Raw genomic sequence first — 22,605 nt, 5'->3', positions numbered from 1 at the left:
AAGGCCGTCGCGGCGGCGGGCCCCGGCGCCACGGCACTGGTTCTCGCGCAACGCCGGGGCACGCTGCTGGGCCACGCCTTCGCGGCCGTCCACCTCGGCGAACCCGGCGGCGTGCTCTGGGTGGACGTGTCGGCCGGTACCGGCCGGGCCCTGTCCGCGATCGCCCCGCGGGTGGCGCCCTCCGACGCCCGCGCGGTGCTCATCGACCCGACCGGGAAGGTCGTCGAGGACGGGCTGCCCGCCTTCGCCGCCTCGTCCTCCCTCACCCACACCCTCCTCGACAGGGCGACCACCGACCGCTACGGCGCCATCGGCATCGAGTCGGAGAACCAGCGGATCTTCGTCGTCCTGGGCATGAACCTGGGGGACGAGGAGAACGCCGGCGACAAGGTGCTGGCCCACGGCAACGGCCTGAAGATCGTCCTGGACGTCATGGGCTTCTTCCGGGTCAACGGGCGTCTCACCATCGCGCGACCGAAGACCGCGCCCGGGGAGCCCCCGCCCCGCATGATCAAGGCGCTGATCGGCGAGATCGTCACGGACCCCATGTCGATTCTCCCGGGGGAGCGCGGCCTGACCCCGGAGGAGGCGCTGAGCCGGCTCGAACGGCTGCAGCGTGCGATGGAGACCACGGACAGGCAACGCGCACCTCTTCCCCTGTCCGCGCTGCTGCCGCCCGGTGACGGCTGGCACCCCACCGAGCTGGGTCTGAAGGCCCAGGTCTTCCCCGCCCCCGACGACTACAGAGGTGCCGCCTACACGCAGCTCACCATCGGCTATCCCGCGCTGGGGCTCCGGGAGCTCCAGGAAGGGGCCGACTCGCGGCTGGTCGTGGCGCCGTTGCGGCCTCTGGTCGCATCCGGGCGCTTCACGGCGATGGACACCGCGACGGTCTTCGTCCACCAGTACCTCGGCCGCGACGAGGTGCCGCCGTACCTGGCCCCCTTCCTGACGGCGATTCCCGACATCGACGAGCTGGTGGGGTACGCCTGGCTCGCCTACCAGAACGTCGCCGCCTGGCCCGCCGCCCAGGTCTTCGCCAACGCCACGCCCGGCGGCGCCGGCAACGACCCCCCGATCGTCAAGAACTTCCTGCTGGCCGCGTCCCGGCATCCCCTCGACCGGATCCTGAGGGCCCTGCGGCCCCGCACCCGCCGGTTCCTGAGCACCGAGCACGACCGCGTCAGCAAGGTGTTCGAGGAGCGGGCCAAGAACACGCTCGAGGCCTACCAGGAGCGGCTTGCGCCGTCCCGACGTCTCGACCCCGCCTTCTTCGACGCCGGCGGCGACGACATGCCCGCGCCGCGTGAACACCTGACGGCGGTGCTGACGGGGCGTACCACCCGGGGCGAGGTGATCACGCAGCGCCATGCGGTCGGCATGGACGACTACCCCGCGCTGGACACCGGCCACGGCCAACTCGCCATGGGGCTGGTCCTGACCGAACTGCGCCACCTCGGATTCACCGGCCAGTTCATGACGGCCCCGGAAGTCCGGCGGGTGGTCACCGATTTCGCCGAACTGAGCCGCACGGCCTACGCCTACGCGCGCGCGTTCGCGGCCCCCCTGCCCGACGACGTCCTCACCGCCTCCCTGACCCGCGTCCTCGACGACCCGGTCGTCCGCGGCCTGGGCGGTTTCCTGGCGACCGTGACCTTCGGTCTGTCGCTGGCCGACGGCACGCGCCGGATACTGATGTCCAACTGGGAAGCCCAGGGGGTGGCGTTCGCCCTCGGCCGGCGGGCCCTCGGGACACCGCTGCCCGCCGACGCCCCCGAGCAGCAGCTGCTGCGCACGGCCGTCGAGGCGGCGGCCGCGCTGCTGCCGGAGATCTCGCCCTCGGAACGCGACAGGATCGCGGACCTGGTCGAGGCCGCGCGCGGATCCCTCGCGACGCTCGCCGACCCGGCGCACACACCCCCCGTCCTGCCGTGGGCCCAGGAGGTCGTGGCCGTGGACGGCACCCGGGTGCTCATCGAGCAGGTGTCGCTGGTCAGGCACCGGGATCCGCAGGGCATGCCCGTCGGTGTCTCCTCGCGCCAGGCCGCCGACTGGAGCGCTCCCCACCGGCACCAGTACGGGCTGCTCCCCGTGACACGGGACTTCACCCTCGTACGCCGCCATGCCGCCCCTGAGGAGAGCGCCCCGCAGCCGCTTCCCTTCCGGGCGGCCCACCTCGTCGGGCTGCGCGGCGACGGCACCGGTGCCGCGCTCGCCCTGTCCGACGGCACCGGCGTGTTCCTCGACCACGAGCGGGTCATCGACTTCCTCTTCGCCGTCGACCCCCTCCTGAACGCCCTCCCGCCCGAGACCGTCGCGCTGTTCCTCGCGGCCGACCTGACCGGCCCACCGCTCCGGGACCCGCTGGAGTGGCCGTCGGCCGGGCAGATTCTGGCCAACGGCCTCGACCGCTGGGTGTGGACCACCGTCAGCGGCCACGAGCCGGTCCTCGCGCCCGGCGACACCGGGCTCGGCCCCCGGTTCCAGCTCCCGGAAGGCGACGGATGGGCCGGATTCCGGCCCGAGCCCGCCGCCCCGCGACTCGCCCGCATCGCCGAAGAGGTGACGGGCGACCGCAACCGTGCCGCCGACGTGCTCCGCTGGATCCGCGCGATCCGCCTGGTCTACGGCCCGGGGCTGGAGGACGACCGCGGCGCGTTCGAGGCGCTCCTGAAGGGTTTCTGGGCGCTGGAGCGGAGCCGCGCGGGCGGCGGCACGGCCGAGCCGCTGACGTGGTACGACCTGCGACAGGCGATCAGCTCCTACTTCGCCGACGGCCCCCTGGCCGAACCGGAGTTGCCGGTGGCGCTGCCCTTCCTGCTCCTCGTGGCCGCCGGCGCGGTCGGCACGGACCTGGAACTGTCCCGGTGGGACCTGACCCCCCGTCACCACAGCCCGCGCGCCTGGGGGCAGACACCCGCACCGCTGGCGCTGGCGCCGGCCTCCGAGCCCTCCGAGCCCTCCGAGCTCACGACCTTCGCCCCCTCGGCGCCCTCCGCCCCCGTGCCCTCGGCGCCCTCCGCCCCCGTGCCCTCGGCGCCCTCCGCCCCCGTGCCCTCGGCGCCCCCCGCCCCCGCCCCCTCGGCCTCCGCACCCTCCGTGCGCGTCCTCCGGCCGCCCTCCGGCACCTTCACCGGTCCCGGCGACCCCCTGCTCGGCCCGGGCACCCTCCTGACCGGGCCCTCGGGCCGGCCCCAGGGCCGCAACTGGACCTCGAAGCCCGCCGACCGGGTGTCCCCGGGCACCACGCTGGCCGTCGAGATCAGGCGGGGTGCCGCCCGGCCCGTCGCCCGGCGCGAGCGCGCGCCGTGGCCCGACTCCGCGTACGTCGTCGGAGCCGACGGCACGGCCGGCCAGCTGTGGGCGCCCGACGGCCGGGTCCTGGACCCCGGCACCGTGGCCGACGTCATCGCGGCGGACCCCGAACTGGCCCGGCTCCCCCTGGACGTACCGCTGGTCCTGGTCCTGCCGTTCGCCGCGGGCGGATACATGACCGCCCTGCGGGCCCTGTCCGACCGGCTGGGGCGGCCGGTGTGGGGTCCCTCCGGCGACGGGACGCTGCTGTCCGGCGGTCCGGGCACCGCCCTGGAACCGGCCCTGCTCGACACGGACCCCGCCCTTCCCGTGGGCGGGTGGGTCCGCGTCGATCCCTCGGACGCGGCCGTGACGCACGCGGACCGCGAGTGGACGGCGCTCGACGGCACCCGGTTCCGGGACAGCGACGTCGAGACCCGGCCGCTGAGCGACACCGACCACGAGCGGTTCGGCCGGATGGCCGTGTCGGCCCATGACGCGGTCCGGCTGCGCGAGGACAACTTCCGCCGCTACCGCCGTATGCGCGAACTCGTCCAGATGGTGCCCGCCGGCGGCCGCTTCCACCCGGCCGAGGCGGAGCCCGTCAGCCCGGACGCCGCCGTGTACGTGTACGCCGGCCACGGACTGCCCGGTCGGATGCATCTGCCGCTGCGGGACGGCCGCACGGTGTGGCTGGCCAAGCGGGACGCCGCCCGCTACATCGCCGGACTGGCCGACGTGCGGGAACTGCCGCCGGGACACCGCCTCCAGCTGGAGGTGTGCTGGAGCGCCACGGACGGCGACCCCGGACGCGCGTACGCGGCCCACGCGCCCGCCCCCAGGACCGACGACCCCCTGGAGGACGTGGCACAGGCCCAGTACGTGGCCAACGAGAGCCGCCGGGTGACCGACGCCCCGACCCGCTCGTCGGGTCTGACCAATCTCCGCCGGGGCGCCCTGGCGGCGGCCAACGGCGAGCGGGGCCGGATCGTCCGCCATCGCCCCGAACCCCTGGCGGCCGACCTCGACCGGCTGGCCCGCGACGCGGGGCTGCATTCCGGTACCGGCGCCGTGCCGTCCGAGACCCGGGCGACCGTGCTGCGGCTCGTGCGCGCCCTGCGCCGGGGCCTGGGCAACGAGGTGGAGGACGACGCCGCACAGTACGCCCGCCTGTGGCAGGGCATCGGCGCACTGGAACACCTGCGTGCCGCCGACCCGGCACTGAACCGGCTGACCCCGTTCCGCATGGAGCTGTGGGAGTTCCTCACCGAGCAGCACACCGGCCGCCCCGCCGACCCGGCCGGCCTCGTGGCACTGCTCGACCACGCCCGGACCGTACGGGCGCGGCGGCCGGACGCCCGGCTCACCGCGGAGTTCCCCGCGCCCGCCCTCGACCTGGTCCTCGGATACTTCCGGACCGGCGGCGACGCCATCGTCCGCCACGCCCAGGGCCTGCCGGCCACCGCGGTGCCGACGGCCCGGCAGCGGGCCTCCACCCTGTGGGCCGCCGTCCGGGCCGCCCACCTGTCGTCCCTGATGCCGCCGCGCGAGCGGGAACGCAGGGGCCGCGCCATCCTGCACCTGGGTCCCGCCGGCCCCTGGAACCGAGGGGCGCAGGAGACGCTGTGGGCCCTGACGGTCAAGGCGGCCGTCGCGGGGCTGGACTTCACCGACGCCGATGTGCTCGCCGCCTTCCACCTCGTGGAGAACGGCGCCTTCGCCCCGGCCGCGCTGCTGCCCGGCACGGCGGGCGCCCCGGGGGCGCAGGGCGTCAACTGGAGCGGGGTGCCGGCCCCGGCGGGAGTCACCACGGACCACGTCCAGCACGCGGTCACCGGCCCCGTCGGCACGCCCCCGAGGCCGGTCGTGCCGGCCTGGGCCGGACCCGGGCTCCCGAACCCCCAGCTGCGCCTCGTCCACGCCGACACGCCCGGGAGCATCGGCCTCCATCTGCCCAGCGGCCGCGCGGTCCGCGTCTCCGACGCCGAGTTCCTCGCCCTGATGGACCTCGACACCGCACTGCGCGCCGTGCCGCTCGGCGTCCCCGTCGTCTTCCTGACCACCGGCCCCGGCACGCTCTCCGCAGACCTCGCCGACCGGTTCGCGCAGCGCACCGGCCGCCCGGCCTTCGCCTACAGCGCCCCCATGACGCTGACCGGTGCGCCGGCCGCCCCGCTCACCGTGCTCTGCCTGCCGGAGCCCGGCACCGCGACCCCGGGCCACTGGAACGCGGCGACGCGGCGGGCGGGCCTCGCCGGGCCGTCGCCCTCCGCCGGCGGCCTGACCGTCTTCGGCCCCGGGACGACCCCGCCCACGGCACCGCAGCCCCCCGGCCCGCGACGGCCGTCCGCCGGCGACGGGGAGGAGACCGCGCCGGGTGCCCCGCCGCTGCCCCCGGACACCCTGATGAGGACCCCGACGGGTGCCCCGGGCGGACGCAACCTGACGGCCCGGAAGGTGCGCCGGGTGCGCCTGGGGCGGGTCCGCACGGTCGAGGAACGGGCGGACGGGCAGGTCAGGGAGACCGGGAACGAACCCGCACCGTGGGGCGATCGCGCGTACGCCGTGTGGGGCGACAGCGGGCCGCAGGGAGTCCTCACCCGGGACGGGACCACGTGGGACGCCGAAGACCTCGCCCAGCGGCTGGCGTCCGACCCCGAGCTGGCCGGACTGCCCCCCGGCACGCCCCTCGTGATCCTCGTGCCCTTCGCCGCCAACGTGCGCGGCCTCGCCGTCCTGCGCGAGGCGGCCCGGCGCACCGGGCGAACGGTGTGGGCGTCCAGCGGAGACGCCCGGCTCATACGCGACCGGCACGGCAACCACGTCCCGGCGCTGGTCGACCACGGTCCGGAGCAAGCCGTCGGCGCGTGGGTCTCGTTCGCGCCGCCGCCCGTGACGGAGCCCGCGACCGGTCTCGTGACGGCACCCGCCGTGGACCGGACGTGGACGGCGCTGGACGGCACCCGGTTCCGGGACAGCGACGTCGACTCCCGCCCGCTCGTCTCCGACCGGAACGAGCGGTTCGGGACGATGGCGCACGCGGACGACGTACGGGACCGCGAACGCGTGCTGCGCACCTACCTCCGCGCCCGCAAACTGGTCCACCTCATGCCGGCCGGCGGACGTACCGTCCTGGTCAGCGAGGAGCCGCGGGCGGCGGACGACACCGCGGTCCACGTCTTCGCGGCCCACGGCCTGCCCGGCGGACTCCAGCTCCCCCTCAGGGACGGACGCACGGTGTGGCTGGGCGCCGCGGACGGCGGACGCTACATCGGCGGCCTGCCCGAGGTCGGCGAACTGCCCCCGGGGCACCGCATGGGGCTCGAGGTCTGCTGGTCCGCGTCGGCGGGCGATCCCACGCTGGCGCAACTGGACAACCGCCCGGCGCCCACGACACACGACCCCCTGGAGACCGTCCCGCTCGGCCAGCACACCGCGAACGCCTCCCGCCGGGTGACCCGGGCGTCCGTGATGAGCAGTGGATTCGACGTCGACGCGCGGATCCTCCTGGACACCCCCGGCGGTGACGCCGGCCGCGTGACGGACTTCGTGCCCGAGCCGCTCGACGAGGAACTGGACGCCCTCGCCGTCACCGCCGGCCTGCACACCGGGCCGGGCCCGGCCCCGTCCGCGGTCCGCCACGTCACGCTGCGGCTGGTGCGGGCGCTGCGCCAGGTGTTCGGCCCGGAGGCCGAAGCCGACCGGGCCGGCTGGACGCGGCTGCTGCGGGGCATCGGCGCGATGGAGACCATGCGGGCCAACGACCCGCTGCTCAGCCGCTTCACGCCGTTCCGCATGGAACTGTGGACGGCCGTCGCGCAGCGCGCGGCGGCGGGCACCTCCGACCGCCGGGCAGCCCACCGCGCGGTGCTCGACCTCGCGGTCCAGCGGCTCGCCCAGCAGCCGGACGCCCGGCTCTCCGAGGACATCGGTGACCCGTACCTCCGGCACGCGCTGGCCCAGCTCGCCAAGCTCGGCGAGGGACTCGTGCGCAGCGTGCTGCGCCGGCCTCCCGCGGCGGGCCCGGTCACCGCCGACGACACCGCCCGGGCCCTGTGGGCCGTGGTGTCCGCGGCCCGCAGGATCGGGGACCTCGACGCCGCCGCCAAGGAGACGCTGGGGCGCCGGGTGCTCCATCTGCCGCCCACCGAGCCGTGGAGCCCGGCCCGCCAGCAGGAGCTGTGGATCCTCACCGCGCAGGTCGCGGCGGCCGGACTGGACGCGACGGACGACGCGCTGCCGGCCGCGTTCCACCTGGCGCTCAAGGGCGCGTTCGGGCCGCAGCACCACCTCATGGCGGGTCAGGCGCTGCGCGGCTACAACTGGAGCGGCATCCCGGCACCCGGCGGCGTCGACCTGCGCGTCCTCGGCCGTCCCGAGGAGCACCCCGACGGCGGGACGCGGATCCGGGAGGTCCCCGCCGACTGGACCACCGCCGACGGGCCGGACCCCGGCCCCCTCGCGGTGTGGACCGCCGCGGACAGCGCGGGCCTCGTGGTCCTGCGACTGTCCGGCATGCCCCCGATGCGCGTCTCCGACGCGGAGTTCCTCGCCCTGCTGGACCTGGCGCCGCTGCTGCGCGCCACACCTCTCGGCGTCCCCCTGGTGTTCCTGATGTCCAAGGGCGGCGCCGCGACCCGCCCGGCCCCCATGCCGCAGATGTTCTCCGACCGCACGGGACGCGACAGCTGGGCCTACGGCGGCAAGCTGCTCACGATGCCCTCCACCCCGCAGGAGGCCGCCTCCGCGCCCGGGAGCGACGGCACGGCACCGGCGGCGGCCGGGACCGCGCCGCTGCGGCTGATCACTTCACCCGACCCGGACACCGGGGCCCCGGGGGTCTGGAAGCGGACGGTACTGCGGGGCCCGGTTGTGCCGTCGTCGCACAAGATCTCCGCCCCGGCGGAACCCGCTCGGTACCGGCCCGCGCCCGTCGGCGGCGCCACCGGCCCGTGGGCGCGGGAGATCCCGTGGCTGCCCGCCGCGTACGTCACCAACGCACAGCCGCTGGTGCTGTACGTGACGAGCCACCGCCCGCTCGACAGCATGCTCGACGAAGGCGTACCGGAATCCGAGCCCCATCTGTACGCCTTCTCCGGCCCGCGGCAGGCCATCACCTACGGGCGCCAGCCGGCCGGCATGCTCCGCCTCGAGGTGGGGGCCGGTCTGGCGGTCGACGTCGAGCGGACCTTCGCCGACGGGAACACGGCGGGCGCACCCCCCTTCGTCGAGGGCATGGTGCAGACCGGCATCACCGAGGGCGTCTTCGTGCTGCCGGCGTCCTCGGTGCCCCGCATCGCGGTGACGGGAACGGCGCGCGTGGACCGCTCGGGGCAGATCACGGCGGCGCGGGCCCACCGTTCCTCCCTGAGGATGGTCGTCGAGCACCCGCGTCAGCCCGTGCGCGGGCTGCCCGCCGACGTCCCCCGCTGGCCCGTCACCGGACAGGGGCGCGCGCACGCCTATCTCGTGGTGGGCCCCGGAGCGGGTTCGCTGCGCGACGGCATCACCGTCACCGGGGGACGGCTCGAGCTCTCCACCACGAAACCGCAGCTCCTGCCGGCCGGGGGACGACTGCTGCGGATCTCGGTCAGGGCGGGACAGGCGGTCGACCTGAGGGCGACGGCCGCCACGTACCCCTTCCTCGACCGCCCCGGCAGCGACATCAGGCGCGCCCTCACCGCGGGAACCGATCTGTGGCTGCCGCGCACCGGCCTTTCGGCAGCGGTCGTCGACAAGGTCTACACCGGCCGGGACGACAGGTCACTCCCGGGCCGCCGGTTCGAGGGGACCCCCCTCGACCGGCTGGAGCGCACGCAGTACTTCGAGCCGGTCACCGCTCCCGGTCCCCTCTCGGCCGAGGAACTGTCCGCGCTCCCCGCCCGCGAGGTCTGGCGGTGGACCGCGGCCCGGGGCGGGCTGAGGAAACCGCAGGACTTCGAGCGCTGGATCTGGAGCGAGCGGCCGGACTGGCGGCGCACCCCCCTGTGGCGCGTCGACAGGCGTCAGCCCGACAGCGTCTTCCAACGGGGCATGACGCCGCGGCGGCCCCAGGCCGTCGACCTGAACGATCACGTACTCAGCGTGATGGGCCTCGACGGATCGGCCTTCGTCTCGTGGTCCGAGACCCCCGGCCTGCTGCGGACCGACGGCAACGGGGCCTCCTGGTCCGGGTACCTGTACGTCGGCTTCTTCCCGGGAGGGATCGACGCCGACCAGAGCGTGGCGAACACCGGGCTCACCGGCAATCCGTACTGGCAGCAGCGGGAGGTCACCGCCTTCGGAGGCACGGCAGGCCGTCACATCGCCGGAGCCTTCCCCATCCTGGCCACCGGATCCGGAGTGTCGCTGGGGGGCTGGATCCCCAACGGCGGCTTCGACCACTCGCTCGTGGACGAGGAGGTGTCGCCCCGGCAGACCGCCATGGCCCAGCTGCGCGGCGAACGGATCCTGTTCGAGACGCCGTCCCCGGTCCTGGCACCGAGCGACGGGGCGCACGAGTGGCCGGTGCACAACCTCCGCCACAGCCCCGAGGGGACGTTCCACTTCGCTGCCCTGCCCCCGCCGGCCTCCGGTGGCTCCGCGTCGCCGCAGCGGTCCGCCGTCGGCTATCCGGACGCCTCGCACATCAACGGCACACCCGTGCTCCGCCCGGCCGGCCCGCCGGACACCGCCGTCACGGACGTGCCCGGCCCGCGGGACACCTCCGACGGGGCTCCCGGCTGGTCCGTGCCGTCCTGGCAGCCAGCGGGTGCCCCCACCAGGGTCCGGTTCGCCCCGCTCTACCGCGACCGTGAGTGGCGGCGGCGCAGCACCGCCCTGGAGTTCGCGCTCGCCGGCCGGCTGAGCCGGGTGCCCATGGCCACCGAGGCCGCCCGGGAGGCGACCTTCCGCCTCTACGACGAGCTGTCCGCCCGCCACGGCGAGGACGCCGCCGCGCGCGCCTTCTTCGACCCGGAGAACCCGCCCGCCGACCCCGCCGGCGAGCTCGAACGCCTGCGCACACTGGCGCCGGGCGTGCTCACCCTCGATGAACTCATGGCCGCCTTCACCCGGGCCGCCCACGCCGGACCCGGACTGCCGCCGCAGCTCGCGGAGGCGCTGTCCCGTCCGGCCGGCGCCCGCGCCCGCCACACACCGGGCAGCGCCTACCGCACCGTGCACGACAGCCGAGGGTTCCGCCGGGCCGGCGGCGAGAACGGCCCGGCGGTGCGGCTGCTGCAGACCTACAGGGCCCTCGGGCCGTCCTCCCCCGCCCAGGCGGCCCTGTTCCGGGTCGCGCTGGTGGCCTGGCTCGTGCCGTCCGACCTCCAGTCCCTGTACGAGATCGTCCTGGCCGATCACCGCACCGGCAGCACCGACGCCGGTGAGCGGGCCATCGCCCTGCGCGACGGCGCGGGACTGCACACCTGGATCCTCCAGGCCTACCGCGGCCACGACCTGACCCCGCCCCACCAGGAGCTGTACGGCGAGCGGATGACGTACAGCAGCCGCATCACGCCTGGCGCCATCGACATCCCGCAGCATCTGGTGGACCTGGTGGACACCGCTCTCCGCGGCGGCCTGCGGATCGCCGACCGCCGGAGCCAGGCGCTGACCGACTGGCTGGAGCGCCACGGCGACGCGGGACTGGAAGCCCTGGAAAGCCTCGCTCCCGCCCACCTGACGGCACTGCACCTCTACAGCGCCGCCGACTACCGGCTCATGAAGGCCCACCTCAACGGCGAACGCCTGGGCGCCGGCATGAGCCGCCGTCTGGTGCGCCTCAGCGCCTGGACGGTCACCCGCAAGGCGGCCGAGGTCGGTGCACGGGACTACCTGCCGATCACCCTGCGGCGGCAACCCGGCATGGACGCCCTCTTCGACCAGATGTGGAGCGCGGACGATCTCGGCGCGGCGACCCCCGAAGTGGCGGCGCTACGCAGCCGGCTGGACGCGGTGGCCGACCGGGTGCACGCCGAACTGCCCCTGCACATCGACATGGCGATCGAGGCGCTCGAACTCCTGCCGCCGGTGAAGAAGGACGTCTGGTGGGGCGACCGGGGCGTGCCCGGACCCGTCGAGGCACCCGGGCACGGACCCGTCTACGGCCGGGACTCCCTCACCATGCCGTTCTTCCGCAGCACGTCGCTGCAGCGCGAACAGGCCCTCGGGTTCATGTTCCGCAGCAAGGGCATACCGCAGGACACGCACCGCGCTCTCGTGCACGTGCGGCGGTCGACGGCACGCGACGTCACTCCGTTCGTGGTCTACGTGAGTGAGCAGGAGGCCGCCTATCCGCCGGGAGTGTCGTTCCGCGCCGTACGGCACCGCCCCGTCCTCTTCGAACGCCGCGGCGTGCTGTACGAGCCCGTCTCCGCCGAGGAGATCCCCGCACCGCACCCGGCGGCCGTCATGCCCCCGCTGCGGCGGATCGGCGCCCCCGACGACCTGCTCCGCGCCGCCCCGGACAGCGGACGTGACGACGACCGCGACCGGTACGTGGTGCTGCGCGAGATCCGCGCCGGTGACGGGCGCCTCCTGGGCGTCGCCTCGTTCGACGGCGAGGACTGGGCACAGCGCCGGGCCGGGTACGCGCGCCTGGACGCCGCGACCGGTTTCGTGGAGTGGCGGCGCGACGCCTCGGGGACCCTCGTGCCGGCCCACCGCTCCCTGCCGGACGCCTCCGGTGGCACCTTCTTCTTCGCCTCGCACGGCGGGCCGGCGGGACTTGCCCTCGTCCTCGAAGGCGGCCGCGTCCGCCGTGACGACGGCGCCCACGTCGGGCAGTTGCTGCGGCCGATGCTCGGCCGGCGGTACACCAGCCTGACGGTGCTGGCCTGCGGCCCCGCCGGCACCGCCACCGACCTGGCGGCGGCCCGCGCGCGGGCCCGGCGGCTGGCCGACACGTCCGGGCTGACGGTCCACCTGGCGGCCGGCCGTGCCGCGGTGTCCGGCGGGCTGCCGCACCTGCTGGAGGACGCCGACGGGCGGGCCACCACCTGGGTGACCGAACACCCCGGCGGGCAGCCCCCGTCCACCGCCGCGACCGCCGAGGACGGCCCCGGCACGCCGGCCGGGCTTCCCTACCCGGGCGCCGGGCAGATCAACACCGACACGGCGATGGATGTCGACCCCGCGGACGGGCCGCAGGGACCGGGCGACGACATCACGGAACCGGCGGACGGGTCCGACGACACCGACTCCGACCGGATGAGCATCACGCGGTCCCACGACGGGGACAGCTCCGACGACCCCTCGGATTCCGAGGACGACGCGGACGTCTCCGGATCCGAGGGCGAGGACTCCGGTCCCGGGGGAGTCACCCGCCCCGGCCCGCCCCCGCAGATCGCCTCCTGGCAGATCACCGGCGCACCCGACACCCCCCGTTTCACCGGCCTCTACGGCACGGCGCCGTGGCGGCAGCGCAGCCTGCACTTCGAGTTCGCACTCGCCCAGTCGCTGGCGGTACGCCCCGACGCGTACGCCGCCGCCCGGCAGACCCTCGGCAGGGCCCACCGGTTCCTCACCCGGCGCTATGGCGCGGACGCCGCGGCCCGGGCCCTCGTGCCGCCGCACGACCCGGCCTGGCAGCAGCCGGCCGGCCCCCTCGCGCACCTCCTGGGCCCCGCCGCCGAGCCGGCCCTGACGCAGGTGCTCCAGGCGTACGCGAACGCGGTCTACGCGGCCGGCCGGGAAGCCGCCACCGTCGCACGGGCCCTGCCCGACCGCGTCGGCTACCGGGGGCAGGCGGTCGTGCCGCCGAACCGCACGGACGCCGCCGCCTGGAACGCGTACGACGCCCGCGGGTTCCGCAGGATGCGGGGGACCGACGGCCCGGCCCTGTGGCTGCTGCGGGCCGCACGCGAGATCGGTGCCACACCGGCCGAGCTGCTGCCGCTGCGTTCGGCGCTGATCGCCTGGACCGTCCCGGCCGGACTGCACTCGCTGCACGAGGTGTTGCTCGCGTCCCACCTGACCGGCGTGGGCTCACCGGAGGAACGACGTGCCGTCACGCTGGACGCCGGCCGCATGCACAACTGGGCGCGGGACAACCTCGTGCCCTGGGACATCATCAGGACAGTCCCGCAGGCGCAGGCCGCCGCCCTCGCCCGTGTGCTGCGCGCGCCCCACGAGGCCGTCTACAGCGACACCGCGCGCTATCCCGCGGACGTCACCGGTGCCTTCGCCGTACCGGACGAACTGCAGGCCATGGTCGGCGAACTGCTCGCCCCGGGCTCGACGGGCTACGCGGACCGGGAGCGCCTGGCGGTGGCGCGGGACTGGCTCGCGCGGTACGGCGACGCCGGACGGCGCGCCCTGCGCCGTATGGCCCCGGGCCACATGACCGCCCTGCTCGTCTACAGCCTGGCGGACTACGAACTGATCAAGGCGTATCTGAACGGCGAGCGGTTCGGGAAGGGCGTGAGCCGCTGGCTGATGCGCACCGTCGCCTGGAGGGCCGTCAGGAAGAACGTGGAGGGTGAGGGCGACGACCTCGCCCTCACCCTCGAGACCCAGCCGGGCTTCGACAGCGTCATCGCCGGTCTGCGCGACCTCCCCGACCTCGGACCGAGCCCCGAACGGGACCGGCTGCGGCGCCGGCTCGACGCCCTCGTCGACCGTATGTACCCGCAGTTGCGCCTGCACATCGAGATGGCCGCCGAGGCCCTCGAACTGCTGCCCCCGGTCGGGCGGACCGTGTGGTGGGGCGACCGCGGTGTGCCCGGAACACTGCGCCGCCCGCGCACCGACTCGCCCCTGTACGGTCCCGCGCGGATCACGGTGCCGTTCTTCCGCAGCACCTCCCTCCGGCACGAGGGAGCCCTGGACTTCGCCATCCACCGCAGGACTCCGCCGTCGGGCACCCACCGCGCCCTGATCAAGGTCCCCGCCTCCAGCGCCCGGGAGACCTCCCTGTTCTCGGCCTTCGTCGACGAGACCGAGGCCCTGTACCCGCCGGGCACCGTGTTCCGCCCCGTCAGCCGCGGCATCCGCCGCTACGGGGACGGCTCCCAGCGGTACGCGCTCGTCAAGGCCCAGGAAGCCGGGTACATGCGGCCGCCCGCGCAGACGGGGCGCCCCGCGGGCGGGGCGGGACCCGAACTCGGCGCGCTCTACGCCGACCCGCGCTGGTGGGGCCTGTCCGCGCAGTACGAGACGGCCCTGGGACAGGTCCTCGCGCACGAGCAGGCCGTGCTGGACGCCGCCCGCGCGGCGATCGACACCCTGTTCACCTACCTGGCGCACCACGCCGGTCCCCGCACGGCGGCCGCCGCCTTCCTCCCCCGCCTGCCCGCGCGGGACGACCCCGAGGAGCGCCTTGCCGCCCTGCTGGACGAGGACACCCCCGCCTCACTGGAGGCACTCGTCACCGCGTTCACCGCTGCGGCCCACGACCCTCAGGACGACCCGGACCGGTACTCGCTGCGGCGGCTGTGGGAAGACCGGCCCGAGCTGAACACCGCCGGCCTCACCACCCGGGCCGTGCGCGCCGGGCAGGACGCCCACGATCCGGCGGACGCCTGGTACCGGGACCGGCACGACCGGCGCGGCCACCGCGCCGGGCACGGCCATGCCACGTTGCTGGAATGGCTGCTGCGGGCGTTCGCCGCGCTCCCCGGCGGCGACCCCGCCGGTGCGCTCGGCCTGCGCACGGCGCTGCTCGCCGACCACCTGCGGTCCGGCGACCACTCGCTCGCCGAGGTGCTGGAGGCGTCCCACCGCGCCGGCGTGCGCGACGAGGGCGAACCGGCGCCGGGGGACGTCGACGCGGCCCGCCTCCACGCATGGGCCGACGCCGTCTTCGCCCCCCGTGACCGCCTCGCCTCCGAACCCGCGCTGCGCCGGGCACTCGCCGGCCAGGACGGCGACACCCTGCGCGACCACCTCCACCTCCCGCACCGGCGTCTGCACCAGCAGCGCAGCGGCTGGCTCGCCCCCTGGATCACGGCCGGGGCGGCGGAACCGGCCGCGATCACCGAACTCGCCGGGCTGGAGGGCGGCACCTGGAGCGAGGAGGACCTGGGGAACCTGCCCCGACCCGCCGGCGCACCGGCCCGGGAACGCCGCTCCGCCCTGCGCTCCTGGCTGCGGCGGCACGGGAACCAGGCACTCCTGCGCAACGTCACCGCCGGCCACGTCCCCGCCCTCTACCTGATCAGCGGGCCGGACGCCGCCCTGGTCCGCCACGTCATGGCGCAGTCGCCCGGGGAGCAGGACGGCCTGCGCGACTCCCTGACCGCGCTGGCCCAGCGCCTCGTCGCCCGGGGCGCCGCGGAGCAGGACGTCCCGCTGCTCCTCCTGCGCGACCCGCGCCTGCGGTCCCTGGTGCGGCAGGCCGCCCGCCGCCCCGCGTCGGACCCCGGCCGGCCGGCGGCCCTCCAGGCCCTCGCCCGCCAGGCCTCCGCACGCGCCGCCGAACTGGCCCCCGGGATCCGCGACGAACTCGCCGTCCTCACCCGCATGGCCCGGGAGGCCCTCGCGCTGCTTCCCCCGCTGCACACCACCGCCTACTGGGCCGCCTGGGAACCCGGCCCGCAGCCGTCGGGTCACACCTCCCCGGACACCGCCCGGCCCGCCTTCCACACCGTGGTCGCCTCCCGCACGGCCGCCCTGCGCTCCTTCGAGGCCCCTGCCGCCCGCCAGGGCCACCACCCGGTGCTGTACGAGGTACGGCGGTCCACCGCACGGGACGTGGCGCCCTTCGGACGCGCCCCCTGGCGGCGGCAGGCGCTGTACCCGGAGACGGTGCGCTTCCAGGAGGTGTCGCGGGAGACCCGCTACGACGGGGCACTGCGCCGTGCCTTCACGCACGTGGTGCTGCGGGAGGTCCCCGACCGGCCCGGGGCGCGATGGGAGCGGGAGATCCTCACCCGGCCGGTCGTCGCGCCCGACGGAACCTGGTCCGGCGTCACCGCCCACACCGCCCAGGAGTGGTTCGCGCGGCACCGCACCTTCACCACCCTGCCGGAAACGGCCCACTTCGCGTCCTACGACGACCGGACCGGGCAGTGGGCGGGCGACCGGACACCGGTGCCCTGGCGCCACGGCGCACTCTTCCTCGCCGCGCCGGGAGACGGACCGCTCCTGCGGGCAGGCACCCCCCACGGCTCGAAACTCGTCACCGCGCGGGAGGCCGCCGCCTTCCTGCGGCAGCTGTCGGCCGCCTCCGGCACGTCCCACGGCTCCCCCCTCGTCGTGATCCTCGACGCCCCCGGCACCGGGCCCCTGGCCCTGCGGCCGGCCGACGGGCCCGCCGCGGGGCCGCACGACCCGGCCGTCGACGCCGAACGGCTGGCCTCCCTGTACGCCGACCCCCGCTGGCCGGAGGCGAGCCGCGCCTACGAGCGGGCGGTGGGACACGTCCTGGCCGGTGATCCACGGGTTCTCGACGCCGCACGCCGGGCGCTGCGCGCGCTCCACCGGCACCACGCCGCCCGGTCCGGCGACCAGGCATCCGCCGCGGCGCTGCTCTTCGACACCGGCCGGCCGGGGGTCGACCACCCGGCCGAGCTGCGCCGGCTGCTCGACCCCCGGGCGGGCGCCACGCTCCCGGAACTGATGGACGCCTTCGCCCGCGGCACGGGACTGACCGCCTGGTCCGACCGGCCCGCGGCACCGGACCGCGACGGCACCTGGTACCGCGAACTCCACCACGAGCGCGGGTATCCCGTGGCACACGGCTTCGCCCGGGTGGCGCACGACGCCCTCGCACGGTACGGGCTGCTGCACGGCGTGTCCCGGACCGACGTGCTCGCCTTCAGGGAGGCCGTCCTCGGCTGGCTGCTGCCCGGCGGCCGCCACTCCCTGATCGAGATCCTGCTCGCCTCCCACGCCGCGGGACTCGGCGACGTCGCCGAACGGGCCGCGGCCACGGCCGACGCGGCACGGCTGCACCGGTGGGCCGAGGCGGTACTGCGCCCCACCACCCGCCCCGGTGCCCCGGCCCCCGGTGCGCTGCGGCTGCCCCACCGCGCCCTGTACGGCACCGGCGTGGGCCGGCTGTCCGGCGACGTCACCGGCGCCCTCTCCGTACCGGACGGACTCGCCGCCGCCCTGCGCCCCGACGGGCAGGCCCTCACGGGCCGCTCCGACGCTCGCGCGGACGCCCTGTCGGCGTGGCGCCGCCGCCACGGCACCTCCCCCCTCGACGGACTGGACGCCGCCCACCTCCCCGCCCTGCACCTCCTCGGCGGGCCCGACGCCGTCCTCCTCGCCGCCCCGGCCGCGTATCCGGCGGCGCTGAACGCGGTGTTCGCCGCGCTCGCCGACGGCAGTACGGACTTCCCCACGGTGCTGATGGCACGCCCGGACTTCCGGGCGGTCGCCGAGCGCGCCCGGTCGATCCCCGCGTCCGACCCGGACCGGGCCGGGCGTCTCGCCGCCCTCCTGCCGGAGCTGCGCGCGGCGGTCGCGCGGCCGGCGGACCTCCAGGCGGAAGTGGACCAGCACATCGCGCTCGCCGACGAGGCCCTCGCCCTGCTGCCGCCGATCGACGCCCCCGTCTGGTGGGCCACCTGGCTGCCCGCCGACCTGCTGCCCGGGCCGGACGGCACCGGGCCGGCCACGCCGGTGAACACCGTGTCCACGCCCCGCTTCCACGTCGCCCGCCACACCAGGGAAGCGGCCCTGTCCCGGCTGACGTCCACCGAACCGCCCGTAGGCCGGCGCCCCGTGCTGTTCGAGGTGGAACGCTCTTCCGCCCGTGACGTCTCCGTCTTCGCCAGGAATCCGGAGCACGCGGCGGTCGTGGGGCACACCCCGGCCGACCACACCGTCGTCGCCCGCCGGACCCTGACCGACCCCGCGAGCGGGCTGCGCTACGAACACGTCCTGCTCAGGGAGAACGGGGAGACCGCCGCACCGGCACCGTCCCTCTCCGCCCCGGCCCCCGTCGCACCGTCGTATCCGGAACCCGACTACTTCAACGCGCCGTGGACCGGCCACGGGTCAGGACAGCCGCAGGGCGCCCTCGTCGTCAGGGACATCCGGCACGGCGGCCGCCCGGTGGGCAAGGCGTCGTTCACCGCACGGGACTGGGCCCTGCGCGGCCCCTTCTACGACGGCCTGCACCAGGCGACGCACTACACCGAGTGGCACCGGGGCCCCGGCGGGGAACGCGTCGCCTCGCGCCGTCCCCTGCCCGCCACCGGGGCGGGCGGCACCTTCTTCTGGACGTCGCACGGCGGGACCGACGGGTTCACCCTCGTCCGCGACGACGACCTCCCCGTCGGCGCCACCGCGGAGACGGTGGGGCGGATCATCGGCCCCGGACCGGCCGCCGCCGGGTTCACCAGCATCACGGTGCTCGCCTGCGCCACCGGCCTCGGCACCGGCCAGGAGAACGCCGCCGCGGCCGTCGCCCGCAGGGCCCTGGCCATCGCCGACGCCACCGGCCTGGACGTGTACATCAATACCGGCCCGACCGCCGTCACCCCCGAGGACGGCACCGACAGCGGCGTGCCGGGGATCCACCTGCTGGAATCCGCCGACGGCAGCCCCACGCGATGGCTGCGCGTGCAGCCGTCCGGCAGGTCCGGCGCACCGCACGACCCCCTGCCCGCCGCCCCGGCGCTCCCGGCCCCGGCCCTCCCCGCCCCGGACGGGGGCCGCGCCGTCAGCCCCGCCAACCCGTGGTCCGTGCCGGGCTGGCAGGTCGCCGGGACCACCGAGAAGGTGCGCTTCGCCTCGCTGTACGCACGTCCGGAGTGGCGACAGCTCAGCGCCCGCTTCGAGTTCACCGTCGCGGCGAAGCTCGCCTCCGACCCCGAGAACCTGCGGCAAATCCGCGATCTCGCCACCCGGCTCCACACCTGGCTGTCCCGCCGGCACGGTTCCGAGGCGGCGGACCGGGCGTTCTTCCCCGCCGCGGCCCCCGGACAGCCGGCCCCCGCCCCTGGCGCCGTCGCCCGGTTCCTCCGGGACGAGCCCCGCCTGGAGCCGCTGATGCAGGCGCTCGGCGCCGCCGTGTACGGCCCGGCCCCCGAGGCCCTGTGGCGCACCATGCCCGACCGCGTCAACTCCCCCCACCCGCCGCACCCCCGCGGGAGCCGGCGGGGCGCCTACCGGATGGCGCACGACGACCGTGGCTTCCGCTACGTCGGCGGCAGCGTGGGACCGGCCCTGTGGCTGCTCCAGACCCACCGGGCGCTCGGCGCGGACAGCGCCGGCCTGCCGGCCTTCCGCAAGGCCGTCATCGCCTGGTCGATCCTCACCGGCACCCACTCCCTGCCCGAGGTGCTGCGCGCCTCCCACCTGGTGGGCATGGGCGACCCGGCGGAGCGCGCCGCCGTCGCCCACGACGGGGCGCGCCTGCACCAGTGGGCCCGGCAGACCTTCGCGGTGAACACCGGACTGCCCCATCACCAGGTGTACGAACGCGGGGCACGCTTCACGTCGTACCACGGCGTCGCCGTACCCCAGGACATCCGTCTCGCGGTGAACGCGGCCATGGGCGGGGGCCACGCTCCCCGGCGTCTGGCGGAACGCACCGAAAGCACCGTGCAGTGGCTGGCGCGTTTCGGCGAGGAGGGCCGGCGGGCGCTGCACGCCCTGAGCGGCGGCCACCTGATCGCCCTGCACCTCTACACCGGCCTGGACCACAAGCTGTTCAAGACCTACCTGTCGGGCACGCGCCTGGGGGAGTCCTTCAACCGCTGGCTGATCCGCGGCAAGGTGTGGTCCATCGTCCGCAACGAGGCCTTCGGCGAGGAGTCGGCGCTGCCCGAACTGCTGCGCGCCGACCCGGAACTGGAAGGTGTCATCACCGACCTCGTCGAACTGGACCCGGACGCGCCCGCGGCGGCCTTCGCCGAGTTCCGGCACCGCACGGACCGTATCGCCGACCGGGTCTTCGAGGCGCTGGTCCTGCACGTCGACATGGCGGTCGAGGCGCTGGAGATCCTGCCGCCGTTGAACGCTCCCGTCTGGTGGGGCGGCTGGCTGCCCGGCCCCCTCGACGGCCCCGCGCCGGACACGCCGCTCCTGGACGGGGCCACGCTCTACCTGCCGCGCTTCCGCAGCACCACCGAGGACCGGGCACTGGCGGTCAACTTCATGCGCGACGACCTGGACGGCGCGCGGGACCGGCACGCCATGCTCGCCGTCGTCGACCGTTCCACGGCCCGCGTCGTGTCGCCCTTCTCGGCATGGATCGAGGAGGACGAGATCCTCTACGCGCCGGGTACGGCGGTCCGCATCGGGCACCGCGAGATCCGGACCGACGAGGAGTCCGGGCAGGCATACGCCGTCTACTCGCTGCAAGAGATGCCCGCGTACCCGGATCAGACGTACCACAACACCGCCCGGCCGGCGGACGCCGAGGAGAGCACCGCCCCCCGGACGGAGCACACGGTCGCACCCGCCGGCCCGCAGGCCCCGGGCCCCGGCGGCTACCGCCGCACCGGACCCGGCACCGCCGTGCTCGACGGCGTCGCCCACACCCTGCACCCCGCGCCCCAGCACGACGGCCCGCACCTCGTCACCGCCCTGCTGACGGCCCTGCGTCACGCGGCGGCCGACGTGCCGGCGGCCACGGGGGCGGACGGACCCGTCGCCTTCGGCGGCTGGCTGGGCCGCACGGTCACCGACGACGACCTGTCCGGTGTGCCCCTTCCCCCGCTGGAGGGAACGCGCGACCTGCCGCTGCCCCTCCTGGACCGGCTCGGCGTCGCACTCACCGCCTCCCAGCGCGCCCAGGGGGCACTTCTCGGAGACGTGCTGCCCGCGGCCGAGGTGGCCCTGAGTCCCGCACAGCACCTCCGGCTGCTCGTCGAGGAGACGGCGGACACGGCCGCGGAACCGCCCTGGGAACCCCTGGTGGCCGCGGTGGCGCGGGCCCTCGGCGTGGCGGTGGTCGTGGCGGGCCCGGACGAGACGGTGACGGTGCACGGCGATCCGTCCCTCCGCCCGGACACCCCGCCGGCGCTCCTCGTCCGCGACGGGGAACGCTGGACCGCGGGACGTCCGGGCCCCAGGGAAGCGGCCGAGGACCCGGCCACGTCGCGGCTGCGGCAGGTGGCACGGTCCGTGACCACCGCGCCCCCCTCCGTCCGGCGCCGGCTGCGGGACATGGCGGCCCGGCACACCCCTCGGGGCGCCGCACGCATACCGGACTGGGTCCGGGCACGCCTGCGCTACCGGGAGGAGGCGGAGCGCTTCGAGGAGCGGCTGGGCTGGTACCTCGGCGACCACCCGGCGGTCAACGACCAGATCGGTGTGATGGTGCGCGAGGTGTGGAAGCGGGCCGTCGCCGCGGACCGCTGGCGGGAACTGGGCTCCGCCGACCCGACGATCGACGGGGCGGTCGGCGTCGAACCGGAGCGGATCCGGGCCGTCGTCGAATCGGGCAACCTCCGGGAGCGGATGCTCCTGCTGTGGACGGGCGAGGCGACGATCGCCGACCTGCTCGGCATCTCCCGTCTCACCCCTGCGGAGATCCAGCGGGAACGCGCTTCCCGGCTCCCCTCGCAGCCCTTCACCGCCTGGGCCGCGCTGCGGGCGCAGGCGCCGGCCCTGAGCCCCGGACAGCGGGCCCAACTCGCCGCACTGGAACGGACGCTGCGTGTGACGGCCTCCCGGGACCAGGTGCGGCCGCCGCTCAGCGACGCCGAACGTGCCCTGATGCCCGACGACGGACTGCCGTGGATCCCCGGGGCCGGCCGCTGGGACATCGCCATGGGCACGCCCCTGCCGTTCGCCGCCGAGGCCACGGGTGCCCTGGTGCGGGCCGGGACCTCGGGCACCACCCACCGGCTGATGCGGCAGGCCGTGGGGATGCGCGAACAGTGGGGGCTGGACATCGACCTGGGCCTGGTCCGGCTCGCGCTGATGGCCGAGATGCTTCCGGTCCGCCACCACTCGCTGCACGAGATCATGCGGGCCGCGCAGCTGGTCCTGAACGATCTGCGGACACGGGGCACACCGGAGTCCACCGACCTCGACTACGGCGACGACTGGGGCCGTTACTGGCGCATCGCGCCGCTGACGGAGGCCGAACTGCGCACCCATGTCGCCGTCGAGGGCCGGTTCCCCGACGAACACGCCCTGGACGCCATGGACTGGCCGGTCGGCGGCCGGCTGCCGGACGGATCGCCGGTCCCCGAGGACACCTACGAGGCGGAATGGTTCCTGGCCCACCGGGCCACCGTGGAAGACGTCCTGGACCTCCTGGTGGCCCTCGGCCCCTCCGTCGTCCCCGACGCCGAGGGCGAGCCGCTCACGGTGGAGGAACTGCGGCGCCTGGTCACCGCATGGTTCCGTGCGCGAGATCTCGAACCCTCCCCGTCCATGGAGCTGAACATCCGTCAGATATTGAACGAACGCACCTGA

Annotated in this window: 1 protein-coding gene (cut by a window edge); it reads left to right on the top strand. The window is 75.8% G+C overall.

Annotation, left to right across the window (positions count from 1 at the left end; translation table 11 throughout):
• Nucleotides 1-22,605, top strand: the 3' portion of a protein-coding gene (locus FHX78_RS35670; protein ID WP_145872336.1) for a lonely Cys domain-containing protein. 20,565 nt of this gene lie to the left of the window's left edge; the window shows 22,605 of its 43,170 coding nt (coding positions 20,566-43,170); its start codon lies off the left edge, out of view; the stop codon is at nucleotides 22,603-22,605.

It is taken from the genome of Streptomyces capillispiralis, from assembly GCF_007829875.1.
GTDB classification, from domain to species: domain Bacteria; phylum Actinomycetota; class Actinomycetes; order Streptomycetales; family Streptomycetaceae; genus Streptomyces; species Streptomyces capillispiralis.
Note: the sequence above shows the minus strand (reverse complement) of the source record. Positions and strands in the feature narration are given on the sequence as shown.